Origin of the sequence: Pseudomonas sp. StFLB209 (genome assembly GCF_000829415.1) — a bacterium.
Taxonomy (GTDB): Bacteria; Pseudomonadota; Gammaproteobacteria; order Pseudomonadales; family Pseudomonadaceae; genus Aquipseudomonas.
Window position 1 is genome coordinate 649,302 of record NZ_AP014637.1, and the last position, 14,843, is coordinate 664,144.

At 61.7% G+C, this 14,843-nt stretch carries 20 protein-coding genes; 2 read left to right on the forward strand and 18 right to left on the reverse strand.

Annotation, left to right across the window (positions count from 1 at the left end):
* Position 1: 1 nt before the first annotated feature.
* From PSCI_RS02985 to PSCI_RS03070, 18 genes are all read right to left on the reverse strand, one after another.
* Positions 2–601 carry a phage tail protein gene (locus tag PSCI_RS02985; RefSeq protein ID WP_045482640.1) on the reverse strand — a complete coding sequence of 200 codons (600 nt, stop codon included), beginning with the start codon at positions 599–601 and terminating at the stop codon, positions 2–4.
* Positions 594–1,502, reverse strand: a complete 909-nt coding sequence (locus tag PSCI_RS02990; RefSeq protein WP_045482642.1) for a baseplate J/gp47 family protein — start codon at positions 1,500–1,502, stop codon at positions 594–596. Before PSCI_RS02990 ends, PSCI_RS02985 begins: the two co-directional genes overlap by 8 nt.
* Positions 1,499–1,816: a DUF2590 family protein gene (locus PSCI_RS02995; RefSeq protein WP_045482644.1), complete on the reverse strand. Its 318-nt coding sequence runs from the start codon at positions 1,814–1,816 to the stop codon at positions 1,499–1,501. Before PSCI_RS02995 ends, PSCI_RS02990 begins: the two co-directional genes overlap by 4 nt.
* Positions 1,816–3,897 carry a phage tail tape measure protein gene (locus tag PSCI_RS03000; RefSeq protein WP_045482646.1) on the reverse strand — a complete coding sequence of 694 codons (2,082 nt, stop codon included), beginning with the start codon at positions 3,895–3,897 and terminating at the stop codon, positions 1,816–1,818. The genes PSCI_RS02995 and PSCI_RS03000 overlap by 1 nt, the downstream gene beginning before the upstream one ends.
* A 3-nt stretch (positions 3,898–3,900) precedes the next feature.
* Entirely contained in the window at positions 3,901–4,041 is a 141-nt protein-coding gene (locus PSCI_RS29510; protein WP_045493723.1) for a DUF6890 family protein, read from the reverse strand.
* Positions 4,042–4,064: 23 nt separating this feature from the next.
* Complete coding sequence (locus PSCI_RS03010) at positions 4,065–4,355, reverse strand: putative phage tail assembly chaperone (RefSeq protein WP_045482649.1); 291 nt, start codon at positions 4,353–4,355, stop codon at positions 4,065–4,067.
* A 27-nt stretch (positions 4,356–4,382) separates the two neighbouring features.
* The gene (locus PSCI_RS03015; protein WP_045482651.1) at positions 4,383–4,880 is read right to left on the reverse strand and encodes a lysis system i-spanin subunit Rz; all 498 of its coding nucleotides are present in this window, start codon (positions 4,878–4,880) and stop codon (positions 4,383–4,385) included.
* Positions 4,877–5,407, reverse strand: coding sequence for a lysozyme (locus PSCI_RS03020; RefSeq protein WP_045482653.1), 531 nt, complete (start codon positions 5,405–5,407; stop codon positions 4,877–4,879). The genes PSCI_RS03015 and PSCI_RS03020 overlap by 4 nt, the downstream gene beginning before the upstream one ends.
* Complete coding sequence (locus tag PSCI_RS03025) at positions 5,404–5,610, reverse strand: hypothetical protein (RefSeq protein ID WP_045482655.1); 207 nt, start codon at positions 5,608–5,610, stop codon at positions 5,404–5,406. Before PSCI_RS03025 ends, PSCI_RS03020 begins: the two co-directional genes overlap by 4 nt.
* Entirely contained in the window at positions 5,610–5,819 is a 210-nt protein-coding gene (locus PSCI_RS28395; protein WP_045482657.1) for a TraR/DksA family transcriptional regulator, read from the reverse strand. Before PSCI_RS28395 ends, PSCI_RS03025 begins: the two co-directional genes overlap by 1 nt.
* Positions 5,819–6,271, reverse strand: coding sequence for a phage protein (locus PSCI_RS03035; RefSeq protein ID WP_045482658.1), 453 nt, complete (start codon positions 6,269–6,271; stop codon positions 5,819–5,821). Before PSCI_RS03035 ends, PSCI_RS28395 begins: the two co-directional genes overlap by 1 nt.
* 7 nt (positions 6,272–6,278) lie before the next feature.
* The gene (locus tag PSCI_RS03040; protein WP_045482660.1) at positions 6,279–7,394 is read right to left on the reverse strand and encodes a DUF2586 domain-containing protein; all 1,116 of its coding nucleotides are present in this window, start codon (positions 7,392–7,394) and stop codon (positions 6,279–6,281) included.
* 13 nt (positions 7,395–7,407) lie between these two features.
* Complete coding sequence (locus PSCI_RS03045) at positions 7,408–8,088, reverse strand: phage virion morphogenesis protein (protein ID WP_045482663.1); 681 nt, start codon at positions 8,086–8,088, stop codon at positions 7,408–7,410.
* Positions 8,078–8,521: a phage tail protein gene (locus PSCI_RS03050; RefSeq protein ID WP_045482665.1), complete on the reverse strand. Its 444-nt coding sequence runs from the start codon at positions 8,519–8,521 to the stop codon at positions 8,078–8,080. Before PSCI_RS03050 ends, PSCI_RS03045 begins: the two co-directional genes overlap by 11 nt.
* Positions 8,518–8,982, reverse strand: a complete 465-nt coding sequence (locus PSCI_RS03055) for a head completion/stabilization protein (protein WP_045482668.1) — start codon at positions 8,980–8,982, stop codon at positions 8,518–8,520. The genes PSCI_RS03050 and PSCI_RS03055 overlap by 4 nt, the downstream gene beginning before the upstream one ends.
* A 98-nt stretch (positions 8,983–9,080) precedes the next feature.
* Complete coding sequence (gene gpM / locus PSCI_RS03060) at positions 9,081–9,797, reverse strand: phage terminase small subunit (protein ID WP_045482670.1); 717 nt, start codon at positions 9,795–9,797, stop codon at positions 9,081–9,083.
* Positions 9,794–10,813, reverse strand: coding sequence for a phage major capsid protein, P2 family (locus PSCI_RS03065; protein WP_045482673.1), 1,020 nt, complete (start codon positions 10,811–10,813; stop codon positions 9,794–9,796). Before PSCI_RS03065 ends, gpM begins: the two co-directional genes overlap by 4 nt.
* Positions 10,813–11,766 carry a GPO family capsid scaffolding protein gene (locus PSCI_RS03070; RefSeq protein ID WP_045482676.1) on the reverse strand — a complete coding sequence of 318 codons (954 nt, stop codon included), beginning with the start codon at positions 11,764–11,766 and terminating at the stop codon, positions 10,813–10,815. Before PSCI_RS03070 ends, PSCI_RS03065 begins: the two co-directional genes overlap by 1 nt.
* Positions 11,767–11,932: 166 nt before the next feature.
* On the opposite strand from PSCI_RS03070, the gene PSCI_RS03075 reads away from it, so the two are divergent.
* Both PSCI_RS03075 and PSCI_RS29690 read left to right on the forward strand, forming a co-directional pair.
* A complete protein-coding gene (locus tag PSCI_RS03075; protein WP_045482679.1) occupies positions 11,933–13,999 on the forward strand; it encodes a terminase large subunit domain-containing protein in 2,067 nt (688 codons plus the stop codon).
* Positions 13,926–14,783 (forward strand): phage portal protein, encoded by an 858-nt coding sequence (locus tag PSCI_RS29690; RefSeq protein WP_231906553.1) that lies wholly within the window; start codon positions 13,926–13,928, stop codon positions 14,781–14,783. The genes PSCI_RS03075 and PSCI_RS29690 overlap by 74 nt, the downstream gene beginning before the upstream one ends.
* Positions 14,784–14,843: the final 60 nt, after the last annotated feature.

Sequence of the window (14,843 nt, forward strand, 5' to 3'; positions counted from 1 at the left end):
CTTACTGAGTAATGAGGGTCATGTGGTCGTGGTCGAGCTGGTGGGCCAGCAACGCGACCCCCACGGTGTCTGTGTCGTCGAATCGAGCGGTGATCGTCATGTGGTCGCTGGCCACGTCGTACGCATCGAGCTGCAGCACGACATGCGTAGTACCGACCAGTTCGTAACGCCGGCAGGTGCGCCCGTATTGATTGACGATCAGGTCCAAAAGCATCGGGTAGTCCGATAGCTGCTGGTCGCTCAGCAGCAGTTGCACCACGTCCCAATCCCGGTTGTGCTGCCGCTCCAGGATCTGCACGTCACCGATGCCCAGCCGCTGGAAAATCCGCTTGAAGCCGACCGTAGAGCCGGCGTCCTTGGCATTGGCAAATGCATACTTCACGCGCAGGCGATAGAGGCTCAACGGCTCACCCCGGAACCGGCTGATGTCCCGCTGCCAGGCCAGTAGGTCCAGGATCTGCGGGTGGCAGGTTTCCGGATCGAGCTGCAGCAGCGGCCAGGTCATCCAGGCCTCGGCCCGGTCCCACCAGGCCTGTGCGGCGGCCTTGAGCTTTGTGGCCTCGGCTCCATCGAGCCAGAACGGGAGTTCGAGCTTAATCACCGATGGCCACCTGCAGGTTGCGGATCCGGGGGATGTTCAACTGCGACACGATGTCGGTGTTCTCGAACCGCAGCGACTCAAGACCTGGGAACTGCTGGTGCAGCTCTTCGCCCAGGCGGCTGAAAGAAAACCGCGACTGCGGCAGCGTCAGAGTCAGGACGTAGCCGGTGCCGGCGGTTTCGCGGAAGGCGGTACGCACGAACTGCTCAACGCTGGCCAGCAGCGCCTGGCGCTCGTCCGCATTGAGCGTCAATCGCGGCCAGATCTGCAGGCTGATGTCGTGCTGGGTTTCCGGCATGACCTGGACCAGCAGGTCGTCGCCGTGGCCATGGTTGCCCTCGATCGTGACCTGGGCGTTCATCTGCTCGATGTAGCTCGCCGCCGGCACGCCCTGGTCAAACAGCACAAAGGCGTTGGCGTAATAACTTCGTATAGCATACATTATACGAATTTGTAGTTGTGACTGACCGGCTTGGAATACGCCCAGGGCCGTGGTCACCAGTTGATACACCGTGCCGTTGATCGAGGCCGACTGAATGACCGTGCCGATCGGCACCTGCAGCGTGCCGGTGCTGTCAGCCCGGGTGAACAGGATCTGCCCCACCGCGCGGCCGGCACCTTTGCGCTCCACGTCGACCGCCCAGGCCAGCATGTCGAGCCAGGCGCCGCCGGCGGTCTTGACGAAGAAGTTCGGCAACACCGTGTCGCTGACAAAGGTCAGCAGCCACAGCAGCGGCTTTGTAACCAGGGCGCTGATGACCCGCCAGAACGGCGAGTAAGCCGACGTGTTCGACAGTTGGCTGCCCTGGGCAATGACCTCCGCTTCCCACGCTGCGCGCAGGCCTGCCTCAGTAGTCGGAATGCCTGAATCGGCCAGCGCTTGCTTGAAGTCCACCGTCACAGGTTCACCTCCAGATCCCCAAACTGCAGGGTCTTGGCGGTGACCAGGTACTTGCCCAGATCCTGCTTGATGATGCGGGCCGTGCCAGGTACCAGCCGCACATCGTTCTCAACCAGCAGCTCCAACTGCTGGATGCAGTCGCGCTGCCGCAGGGTGTTGCGCTCGCCCAGCAGGGTCACCAGCAAGCCCGACTCGCGGATCATGTGGCCGATGTCCTGGGCGATGCAGGCGCGGTCGGTGACCTGCTCCGGCTGGCGGGCCAGGTCCAGGGCAAAGTCGTTTTCGACGATCAGCAGATCTACAAAGTCGCTCATCAGCCCACCGCCATGCCGATCATGTTTTCCAGCTCCAGGTTGGTCATAGGCTTGGTATTGGTCAGGTTCAGGTTTTCGACGTGCACGCCGGATTTCGCAGGCTGCGCGCTGGTGTTGGTCGCGTTGTTGTTGGTCTGGATCTGGCGCAACAGTCCGCCTTGGGGTACGGACTCGGCGCGCTGAGGCGACACGCTCCCCACGCTCGCACTCATGCGCTGGCGGGTCTGCTCGGCCTGTTCGCCCAGGTCGGGGGTGGTGACCAGCTTTGGCGGCTCTTTGACTTCAGGCAGCGGGGTGACGCCCGGGATCGGGGTCGGTACCGGCGCCGTCGTACCGGGAATCTCCGGTACTGCCGGCGGCTTGGGTATATCGCCAAACGCCGCCTCGATCTCGACGCCCGGGATCTTGTTCAGCATCCCGATCAGGCTGTTGATCGAGTCCTTGAAGATGGCCACGATCCCGTCCCACGCCGCACTGGCCAGGCCGGTCCAGCCGCCGATCGAGCCGAACCAATCGGACAGCGACTGCAGCTGGCCCGCGATGAACTGAAACGCCGCGGTGTTCATCAAGGCGCCAGTCCACTCGTCCCAGTAGATGACTGCTGCAGCAACCACCGCGACCAGCGCGACGATGCCGGCGATGATCAGGCCGATCGGGTTGGCCATCATCGCGGCGTTGACCAGCCAGATCGCGCCCTGCCATGCCAGCATGGCGACCCGCACGACGCCCATCCACGTGTACATGGCCACCAAGCCGACAACGAAGGCCGTGATCATTACGGCGTGGTAAATGAACATGGCGATCGACTTGAAGCCGGTCCAGGTCAGCACGTTCCACACCGTGACAAGGCCCAGCCAGACCATTTTTGACATCCCGACAACGAGCGTCAGCGCGGACATGGCCGCAATGATGCCCAGGACAGCCAAGGCAGCGATCCCGATCGCACGGGTGATGTTCGGGAACAACTGTGTCCAGCGGGTCAGGGTCGAAGCGATGCCGACCAGCTTGTCCATCAATGGTGTGAGCATCGGGATCAAGGCTTGGCCGAATGCGATGCGCAGCGCCTGCACGGCGGCGCCGAACTGCTGCCACGGGTCGACCATGGCTTTTGCCATGGCCTCGGCGTTCTCCAGGCCTCGGACCTGGCCCAGCTCCGCAATCCCGTTCTTGAGCCGATCGGTGTCCTGGGCCAGGGCGCCGATCACTTGGGCGCCTTCGCCGCCGAAGGCCTCGATCAGTTTCGCGTTGCCGGCTGCGTGCTTCAGGTCACCGAACTTGCCCTGCAGTTTCTCAAGGATCTGGAGCATCGGCAGGGTGTTGCCGGCAGCGTCAGTCAGTTTCAGGCCCGTTTTCTCGGCAGCGTTGCCGATGTTTTCGAAGAACGCTTTATAGCGGCCGCCTGCGTCGCCACCTTCCATTGTCGACGACAGGGTGCCCATCACAGCCATCTGCTCGGCAAAGCTGATGCCTGATGCCGTGGCGATCGCGCCGGCCTCCTTGAAGGCGTCTTTCAATTGGGCACCATCGGTGCGGAACAGCTTCACGGCCAACGCTGTTTGACCGCCCAACTGCTCGGCCCACTGCACGCGGCCCATCTTGTCCGCTTCGCCTTTAAACAGGTTGTACATGGTGCCCAAGTACGCACTGGTCGTCTCGGCGTCGGACTTGGTGGCCTTGGCCAGCACGCTGCTGACGTTGGTTACAGCGGCGAGCTGGCCACCGACCAAACCTTTAATCGCCCCGTCGATCGACCGGGCGGATGCTACAAATTCGGCGGCGCTGGCCCCGTACTGCACGGAAAAATCCAGCGCCTTGGCATTGAGTGAGGTCAACGCATCTTCGGCCACGCCCAGGGCGCGCACGTCGCCCAGAGCGCGGTTAACTTCAAGTGCGGGTTCCAGGGACGCGGTAATGCCGTCCAGGGATTCCTGCATGCCGACCCAGCCCGCGCCCATCTGAATGATGCTGGCTTGGCCTTGTTCGGCCAAGTCGGTGATCGTGTTCTTGATCTTGCCGGCCGGCGCCGTGACCTTATCGGTCAGGCTCAGGATGAAGGCCAGGCGGGCGTTCTGGTCAGCCATGGGTTATCCGTTGAATGCTTTGGCGATGCCATTGGCGACGGCTATTTCAGCCCGTCGCCAATACTCGTCTTCCAGGAACTTGGCCACGCCCATGTTCTCGATGGTTGGCTCGGCACCTGGCAGCCAGCGCAGGGTGAAGGCCATCAACTGGCCCAACCCGTCGTCACTCAGTGCAGCCGCGTGGTCGAGGGCTTTTTTACGATCACGCCCAGGTCAGGTGCGTATTCCTCAACCAGAGCGCCGGTCAGCGACATGGTGTGCACCGGATTGGCCAGGATCGCCTTGAGTGCTTCTTTCTGCTCCGGCTGTACCGTGCTGATCAGCAGGTTGTGGGCCGGAGCGACCTTGTTGTTCTGGGTGGTGCTGTTGAAATATTTGGTGATGTCAGCCGGGGTAAATGTGAAGCTGAATTCACTGGTGCCGAATTCCAGGGTGATGGTGCGGTTTGCTTCAGACATGGTGTTTTCCATTGGTTTGAGGGTGTTTCAGGGTTGTGCCGGTGCGTGAAACACGACCCGGAGGATGTAGTCCTGCAGGCCCAGGATCATTTCGTTGGCAAGGGCGAGCTGGTCTCGGAGGGTGAAATAATCCGATCTAGCGTCTGCAGCGAGTTCGGCGGTGCCTGCATCAGCCAGGCCGGCGGCGCCGGGATCTGCGGATCTGGGCACGTTGCAGGCCGCACGGACGAGCAGCCGCTTATCACGGTCAGCAACAGCGCGCTGCAGAGCTTTGTTTTCAGTGAGTGCATCGTTCAGGGCCTCAGTGCGTTCGTGGTCGACCTGGTTGCGCGCGTCTAGCATTTCGCCGGTCAGGCGTGCGGCTTCGCGGGCGTTTTCCAGGTCCTGATTAGCGGTCGCTAGTTCGTCCCAGGCATCGCTCAGCTTTGCGCGTGTCGCGTTCAACTGGCTTTCCAGGTAGCAGTTGAAAGCCACCACGATGCCAACGAGCAGGAAGATCAGGATGTGGCGTAGGCTGATGGTCATTTCAGGCACAGCTCCATTTCTGCAATCCGGCGGTTATGCAGCCCAGGAACGAATTGTTTGGTGCCGTCTGCACGGGTCACATAGGCCCAGACCGGGCGACCGTCCGGTCCATAGGCCAGGGCACGGCAGCCGTCAGCGATCTTGCCGGCGTTGATCAGGCGCATGGCTCGACTCGCGCAGGTGCTGGGCACGCCGTTGTTGTGGCCGTGGCTGTACAGGGCGTCGAACGTGTTCTGGCTGATGGCCGGGTTCTTGATGCAGTCGGCCAGCATCAGTTGGCCTTTGGTGACCACCAGGCGCTCCACTTCGCCGCAGCGATCGTCGGACCAGTAGTCACCAACCACGACCGGATAAGGGCTGGTGTGCTTGGTGATGCCGGCGCACACGGTCGGCAGGCCACGAGCCAGGCGGTCGGCATACACGACGTTCTGGCCGGCGCCTTCCCAGCGCTCCAGGAATGCCATCAGGCCGCTGGTGCCCAGCACAAGGCCAAAGGTGCCGGCGATGAGCTTGGTGCGCAGGCTCATGGCTTGGGCTTCCAGTCGCGCAGCATCTGCCGGTACTTGGGAGCCAGCAGGACGATCTGCAGCACCATGTAGAGAGCGGTCAGCATGTAGGCGACCGCTGACCAGTCGACGGCGCCTGTCGCACCGGTGGCGGCCACACCGATGGCTGGCGAAGCCTTGGCCAGAGCGATGGCAGTGTCTTGAGCGGCCTGATTCGCACTCATTAGCGGCGTCCTTTCTCGGTAAGGGTCTGGCAAGGTACGCAACGGGTGATCCCGCCCAGGGCGCGGCGCGCCTCGGGGATCTCGCGGTCGCAGTCCTGGCAATGGGTGAGGCTCGGGCCAGATGGCCGTGGACCGGCCAGCGCGGCGGCGATCGCCGTATCACGCTGCCGCTGTTCCAGGGCCTGTGCCCGGTCGAACGGACAAACCATCAGGTCAGACCCTCGATCTCGGTGCTGTCGAGGTAAGGCACACCGTTGATCTTGATGAAGTCCGGACTGGTGACATCGAACGGTATCTTGTGGGTGGTCTTGGAGCCGCCGTTCGGGTCCAGGCTCAAAAGGCTGGAAATTCGAACCAGGCAACCAAATGCCTCGATGCGCAGCTCCTTGGTACCGGCCTTGGCAAAGAACACGATGTCAAAAGGCTCCAAGGCTCGAAAGCTGCCGGCGGACCGTGCCTGCTCAACCAGCAAGTCGAAGTTGTTGCTGTCCAGCTCAAGTTCGCCTGCAGCCGCTACGTCGCCTTTGACGCGGCCGTTGGGTACGCCCTTGTTTTTGGCCACGCCACTGTTATCAGTGATGTCCAGGGAAGCGGCGTCGACGTGCATCAGGGAGTCCCCCACGTTCACGTCGAAGTTCATGCCGCCAATGCGTGCAGTCATGGGGGTTTTACTCCTGGTTCGGGGTCGAAAGGTCGAGCGCGATGTTGGCGGTCAGTGCTTTCGGGCAGTTGAGGGGACGCAGCTTCATGAACGCCTCGACTTCGGTTTTGCTCTTCCAGGTCAATACGATGTCGCCATCAACTGGCGGCTCGATCTCGCCCGGGAACACCTGGCCGGCAAAGGTCGTGGACTTGGCCATCGCGCGCAGCGGGGCCATCAGGGCGCTGGTGTTGACGGCCATTGAGTTGGCCGAACTGTTCAAACGGCGGTCACCGACGCGGCGGATCAGCAGCGGCCGCACGGCGCGGGCGGCTTTGTCGACAATGCGTAGGTACTCGATGACCTTGAAGTCACTGTCCTCGGCATCGAGCATGTTGCCGTCACCCCAGAAGGTGCCTACGTAGTCGGGGTAGGTCTGCGGTACCGACAGGCGCGCCCGGTCCAGCTCGCCCAGGGTGGCCATGTCCAGAGGCACGCCCTCGGAGTCGACAGGCACGGTCCCAAGGCCCAGCACGGCGCCGGTGGCCACGCGCATCGGCGTGTCTGCCACACTGACCGAGGCGTTCGCCAGTCGACCGGCCAGCACACCGACGTTGCTGCCGTGCAGTTGCGGTACCAGCATCACCCGGGGCGCCGATACGCCGTTGAGCAGTGCCCTCTGCGCGACCAGGTACTGCGCCCAGGTCTGGTTGGCCGCATCGATGCCCACAACGGTGGCCATCACAAACAGGCGGCGGCCGCTGCTGTTCTGCAGTGCGATCGCGGCGTTGTGCATCGCGGTCAGCTCAGCAGCCGTGGTCACCGACTTGGTGATCACCACGGCTTCGACCGAGTAGTTGCGCATGGCCTGGTCCAGGGCCTCCTGCCAGTCACCGTCGGCCGCCAACGGCGCCGCCAGGCAGGCCCAGTTTTCGCCGCCGTTGAGCTGCGCAGCGGTGACTTGGGTTTTCAGGTCGCTGGGCGGCAGGCCCAGGGTGACGCCCAGGTCGGTCTGGGCGTTGATCGGGATGATCTGGCCCTGGCTTTTCGCGCCTGGGCCGATGAACAGGAAATAGCGTTCAACCGCTGTCACGGCACCCTGGCCCTGGTTCAGGTTGTTGACGCTGGTTTTTCCGAGTGCCATTCAGTGCCTCGTCTTATCGGGGTGCATTAAGGATTTGCTGGAGAACCTGGTTCACCAGTTGGGCCGTTTCGGTTTGCGTGTCAGGCCCGATGAACTGGCGCTTGGGCAGGGTGATTTCCCAGTTCTGCTTGCCGGCGGCCGCTGCCGTAGTCCGTTCGGTGTCAAGCATCCGGATCAGGAGGCCGGCCCGGGCATAGTTGACGTGCTGCTGGATCCAGGCCACGGACGGGCGGGTCAGGGACTTCTTGCCTTCCTGGCGGGTTTTGAAGCCCAGACGGCGCAGGCGCTTGGCCTGCTTTTCAGTCGCCGCCACGCCTTCGGGCACCCGGTTCCACTTGCGCATCTGAGCCGCCGTGCGACGCTCGGAAATGCCGTAGTGCTGCTGGGTGGCCACCCACCGGGTGAGCGCGTTTCGCCATCCCAGCTCGGCCTCTGTCGGACTCAAGCGGGTGACATCGAGCAGCTTGGCCAGGCCGGCTTCCATCTTCTTCTTGCCCTTGCCTTTGCGCGGGGCAAATGGGGTGCCGTCCGTGTTCTGCTGGTTGCGTACGCGCTGGCGGCTCATGCTGCGCACGCGCTTGGTGACGTTGTTGAGCAGGCGCTTGCGCAGTTGCGGCTTCAGCTCCATGAGCGCGACCAGGCCTTCAGCCTCCAATAGCCCGCGAACGTCCATTTCGAAGGTGCTACGCGCCATGACCGGTCACCTCGCCTTTTTCGGCCACCCACAGTTCGAACGGTACGAACGACCAGGTGCGGTCGAAGGCCTCGATCTCGCCGGCAGGATCCTCTGCCAGGTACTGGGCCTCGACGAACTCCAGCTTGATGTCCACATCGGCCAGGTCGTTGTCGAGCATGGTCACGTCGAACACCACGTTCGGCAGGCCGTCGCGGTCTTCGTCGTGGTTCTCCAGCCAACTGCCGACCAGGGCGAACAGGCGCGCCGGGTGATCAGCGAAACGCTCGATCACGATCGTGGCCTGGTACTTCATGTCACCCATGTGCATGCCCTGGACGTCGGGCTTCCAGATCAGTTCGACCTGAACCTGGTCGGTCCAGCTATCGAGCTGTTCGGACTCAACCAGGCGCCGATCGAACAGGAACTGAGTCAATGCGCGTAGCTTGATCACAGGAGTACCGCCGTGATCCGGCTGCGTCCCTGCAGGGAGCGAATCGCCGCCTGGCTGAATGCCAGGAACGTTTCACGGGTTTCGGGGGCTTCCTTGCCCACGTTTTCCGCCTCAATGCGACGGTTGACACTCGCGAACTGGGGCAACAGCTCGGCCTTGGCCCGTGTGTAGACGGCGCGCCGATAGGTCGCCGCTTGAAAGGTGCGCTCTGGCAGGACGGTGCTGTCTGCCGATTCAAGGTTTGACACTCCACTGCCTTGCCAGCGCGCTTTGAGAGCGGCCAAGTCACGATTGACTTCGTGCATGGCCGTTATCAGTTGGTCGACCAGCATGGGAGCCAGGTATTCACCAGGCAGGCGGTATTTCCCCTGGAACTCTGCCAGCGAGAGGTCCGGCCAAAAGCCGTCGTTCTCAATCGCTTGGTCAACGATCCTGGTCGGGTTACCGCCAAATCCGCTCATGCTGGACACTCAAATAGGGCAGGTTGCGGCTTCGGGATTAGCCTTGGTCACAAGTGACGGGCCTCTCCGTGGCAGCTCCCTGCGGGGTGGGAAGATGGTTAGCTGGCGTCAGTGCCGGCCTGTTTCTTCAGCGCCTTTCGGCAGTTTTCCAGCCGGGTGCCGACGCCGATCTGCGGATACAGCTCGGTCGCTCGCTCGAAGTGGTAGATCGCACGCAGCCATTCCTTGGCTTCCATGGCACGGATGCCCAGCAGCTTGTGGTACTTGGCCGGAATCGCCTCGGTCAGGTCCCATTCGCCATCCACGCGGTCCAGCAACTGCGACAGGTACGGCTCGGGGCTGCGCTTCGCCTCATGCTCGGCGTAGGCCCACTCAATGACGGAATCTGCGACGAATGTCGGGATGTCACGCTTGAACCGCTCAGGCATCACCTGGCCCTGGCTCATTGCGAAGTCCGCCAGTTCCAGACCGTCTTCAAACTGCGCGGTGTCGAACAGCCAGACCATGACTTGCACCAAGACCCGATTCGGGATGTTCAGGCCCGACTCGCAATAGCTCTGGATGTAGGGCTGATACTTAGGCAGCAGCTCGTTGCGCTTGAGGTCCTGGCGCCCGGCCAAACCCTTGATCGCGCTGAGGCGTTCAAGGTCCTGGTCCAGTGCTACTTCCTGCAGCATCAGGTGTTTACGGGCATTGGCCGGGCTGCTGAGCGCTTCAGGCGGCGAGTACGGCAAGGCAGCGGCGGCGAACGCCTGGGCGCCTGCCGTCTCCTGCAGAGCCAGCATGCGGCGCTGATACTCCAGCGCACGACTCACGGCAGCAGCTCCACCGAGGCCGATTCCAGCGCTGCAAACTTGCGCAGTTGCTCGATGACGTAGCCTTCGTTGCGCCCGTTGAAGTCCTCGACCTGGCTGCGGCGCGGGTTGTCCTGCAGGTGGCGGCGCCAACTGGTGTCCTGGAAGTAAATCGACAGGTTGGCCCAGGAGGTGACCACGATGCCTTTGACCGGGAAGAACGGCACGGTGAAGGACGGCAAGCCGCCGTAGGTGGCGATCACCTGCGCTTCTTCGATGCGCTCCTTCTCGGTCGGGGTTTGGCCCTGGGCGGCGTACAGCTTGCCCTTGTCGCTGGCCATCAGGTCGGAACCGATGATGGCCACCAGGTCGCCTTCGTCGCGGAACACCGGATCGATCAACTGCTTGATGTCATGCACCACGGCATCAAGGTTCGCGTAGTCGCCGCCCTTGCCGATCGCAATCTTCTCTGCGCCGGTGGTGTGCATGACCTGAGCCAGTGCCTGCTCGCGGGCGAGCTGCAGCCAGCCCTTGTTCACGTCCTGCAGCAGCTTGTTGGTGGCCAGATCGGTTTGAGCCGCCGCACTGACACCGTTCCAACCGATCATCATGCGATCCAGCGCAATGCGGCGCTGCACGGCTGCCAGATAACGGTCCTTGAAGTCGGGAAACTTCGACCAGCTATCAATGGTGGCGAACTTGAGGGCCACATCGGTTTCTGTGTGGAACAGCTCGTACTGGTTGTTGGCCAGGTCGAGCAGGCTGCGCGGTTCGCGGTCGCGCTGACTGGTGTCGGTGCGGCTGGTGGCCGGCCCATTCAAGCCCAGCAACACCTTATCGCCCTTGATTTCACCAACAGGCACCACGTTGATGCGGGTCAGGAAGTCGGCCCGCTCGGTGATCTGCTCGTTCAGCTCTTGGGCGTGGGTCGGCTCCACGGCGAAGGTTCGGGTGGCATCGGCGACGTTGTAGGCTTCGCCCAGTTCTTCCTGCAGTTCCAGATACTGCGACGCAGCGCGTGCGCTCAAGGACCCCATTAGCGCAGCCCCTTGCCGCGTACCTTGCCGGCCGCGCCGGTGGTACGCGGGAGCTGGCGGGACTGCTTGGTGTTCATGAGCTTGGTCATGTTTTCGTTCAGTTCGCCAATGATCGCGCTGAGCTCCTTGACCTCGGCTTTGGAGTCTTTGCCTTTGCCCTTGCGGCTGAATTGGCCTTCTTCCTCGGCCTGGTCGACCACATCCTGTACAGCGGTGCCCACGGCATCGACCTGCTCCTGGACTTCTTCGGTGTCCAGTCCTTCGAACAGTGGTGCCAGAATCGCCTGGTAGCCGGCCATCACGATTACGTGCTGGTCGTTCAGCGCCTTCAGCGCCTTGAGGGTTGCTTCATCTACTTCCATTGCTTGGATCTCGTCGGGTGATGGGGTAGGAGCGCTGCTCCCGGTGTCGCTGAAGCTCTTGAACAAGCTGGCCAGCGCCGTGAACACACCGCGCACCTGGTGCTCATGGCTGTTCTCGCGCAGGTCGCCCAGCGGCAGGGATTTGGTGAAGAACGCCCCCTTGCGCTTGGAAGCGCCACCGCGCTTGAAGTACAAAGGCTGGGTGCCCAGGCTGGCCGGTGAGTCGGTCACGGCCAGGCCGGTGAGGTAGTTGCGCCCGGAGTTGGCGAAGTTCGGGGTGATCTCCACAGACGTGAAGATCTTTTCGCCCTGGTCATTGAGGTACAGCAGCTTGTCGTTCGGTTTGAGCTGGGCTTCCAAAGCCACCTGGCCAGGCTCCAGCTCCGGGTCGTCCTCGACCAAGCGCACGGCGAACACCTCGCCATACGAACCAGGCTCGCGCTCATGCTCATTCCAGATCACAGCGGTGTAGCGGGAAAGCTTGTAGGTGTCTGCGCAGTCGCGCAGCTCCTGAACGGTGATTTCCCGGTTGTCAGCGGTGGGGCCGCTGACGGCTACACGTTTCCAAAATGAGACAAGTGATCGGGGCATGGTGGGTGTTGCACTCGGTGGCCATGGGTCAGAGGCCCCCACCATATGGATCTGAAAACGGCCCAACAAACGCTTTAAATCCGCGTTTCTCCTAGATTCGATTTATAGGAGAAACAAGGAATTTTTCCGGGCGTTTTCCGGTTTTTCGCCGCATAGACTGCGGCCCATGCAATATTCAATCGAAGTTCGAGAAGCCGCTAAACGCATGTACCTCCGTCGCTACAAGGCGAAGGAAATACAGGCGCAACTGGGCTTGCCTCACATCCGCATCGTCTATCACTGGATCCAGCAGGGTAAGTGGGATGACATGCTGTCGGATGAGGAACCGCTGAACGCCTGCCGGCGACGTATTACGTTGCTCCTGGAAAAGACCGAGGCGCTGACCAAGGCTGAACTGGACGAGCTGGACCGGCTCACGGCGCTCAATGAGCGGTTGGCCAAGCTCGCCAACAAGCCTGCGCCGGCGACTGCCGCAGGTGATGTCCAGGATGGTGATGACTCGCGGCGCGAAGCACCGAGGAAAGGCCGTGGCGATCGCGGCGACCGGGGCAACAAGAAGCGCGAGAAGAAGGCCAAGAACGATGTCAGCGGCCTGACTGAAGTGGACTTCCTTGAGAAGTTCATCAGCACGATGTACCCCTATCAACAGGAGCTGTTCGCCGCCAAGCAGAACCCGCTGACAGCCCGGATCCGCAATATCCTCAAGAGCCGGCAGATCGGCCTGACGTATTACTTCGCCGGCGAAGCGCTGATGGATGCTGTGTTGACCGGCGACAATCAGATATTTCTGTCTGCCAGCCGGGCACAGTCCGAGGTGTTCCGCAGCTACATCATCGCGTTCGCCAGCAAGTGGTTCGACATCGAGCTGACCGGCAACCCGATCGTGCTGAGCAAAGACGGCAAGCCCTGGGCAGAGCTGCGCTTCCTCAGTACCAACAGTGGTACCGCGCAGAGCTACCATGGCCACGTCTATATCGACGAATACTTCTGGATCCGCGACTTTGAAAAGCTGAACAACGTCGCGTCAGCCATGGCCACTCACAAAAAGTGGCGCAAGACCTACTTTTCAACGCCCAGCGCTGTGTCCCACCAGGCATACCCGTTCTGGACAGGCGAAGCTTTCCGCAACAGCAAGCGCGGCAAAAAGACTGCAGGCGACTGGCCGGGCGAGGCGGCCTACACCCAGGGCGCACTGTGCCCCGACGGCCAGTGGCGCAAGACGATCACGATCCTGGACGCTGTGGCCGGTGGCGGCGGTGCGATGTTCGATGTCGAGCGGCTGGAGCTGGAGTACGACGAAGACAAGTTCCAGCAGTTGTTCATGTGCCAGTTCATCGACAGTTCGCAGAGCGCGTTCGCGCTCAAGGATCTGGAGCGCTGCTATTCGGATCTGGAGCTGTGGGACGACTACAAGCCCGATTCAGACCGACCGTTCGGCAATAGCCCGGTCTGGCTGGGCTACGACCCGAGCCGTACCAGGGACGATGCGACCTGTGTCGTGGTTGCGCCGCCGCTGGAGCCTGGCGCCAAGTTCAGGATCCTGGAAAAGCACAGTTGGAGGGGAACGTCGTTCACCCACCAGGCCGCCCAGGTCAAGAAGCTCACAGAGCGTTTCAACGTCCAGCACATCGGTATCGATATTACCGGTGTGGGCTATGGCGTTTTCGACCTGGTGCGCGACTTCTATGCCAAGGCCACGCCGATTCACTACAGCCTGGAGGCCAAGAACACGCTGGTCCTGAAGGCCCAGGACACGATCCAGGGTAGCCGGATCGAGTGGGACGCCGGCTGGACCGATATCGCGCAGGCCTTTCTGACCATCAAGCGCGGCACCACCAATGGCGGCCAGATCACGTACAGCGCGTCGCGTACCGATGCCACCGGCCACGCCGATATTGCCTGGGCAATCATGCATGCCCTGGCCCACGAACCCCTCAACACCAACAAGCGGCGCCGTAGCCGCTATCTCATGAGCGGAAGCAATGCCCAAGCCTCGACGCACCAGACAACACAAGGATCAGCGACCTCAACAACAGGGCACGCGGGTGTTCACATTCGGCGAGCCGGAGCAGGTACTGACAGGCAATATCGGGGAGTACCTGGGCGTGTTTCCGTCCGACGACGGTCGCCTGTACAAGCCGCCAGTATCCCGGGCGGGCCTGGCCAAGCTGTTGCGCGCAAACGCGCACCACGGCGCAATCCCCAAATTCAAGCGCAACCTGTTGCTGCGTGAGTTCATCGCTTCAGAGGGTTGCAGCGCTCAGACCATGAGCCGGGCTGCGCTCGATTACAACGTGTTCGGGGAGTCCTACTTCTTCAAGCACTGCAACGCCTTCGGCCAGTGCCTGGAGCTGGAGCATCTGATGGCCATCAATATGCGGGTCAAGATCGATGGCGGATTCGTGATGTTGTTGCCTGACAACAAGGAGCTGGAGTTCGACGAGGATGAGATCGTCCACATCATGGATTACGACGTGGAGCAGAACATCTACGGGATTCCGGATTACCTGGGAGGCCTGCAGGCTCTGTTGCTGAACGAAGCCGCAACGCTGTTCCGGCGCCGGTACTACAGCAACGGCGCGCACGCCGGTTACATCTTCTACACCAACGATCCCGATCTTAGTGAGAAGGACGAGCAGGAGCTGCAGGCGCAGATCGCCGGATCGAAGGGTGTTGGCAACTTCCGGTCGATGTTCGTGAACATCCCGGGCGGGCATGAGAACGCGATCAAGATCATCCCGATTGGGGATTTCCAGGCAAAAGACGAGCTTGAGAAGGTCAAGAACATCACCCGCAACGACATCATTGCAGCCTGGCGCATGAACCCCGCTCTGGCCGGGATCATCCCTGAGAACAGTGGCGGGTTCGGTGACATCGAGAAGATCGATCGCGTGTATACGAGTAACGAAATCAGACCGATCTGTCAGCTATTCGACGAAGCCAACGAGGCGTTGCGCGAAGACAGGCGTTTTAGCTGGAGAGAGCCGCCTAAAGCAGATGGAAACACTGCCACTTGATCTGATTGCAGTCGAAATGACTATACATTTCTGTAGAATGCTGGCCACTGGACATCCCTG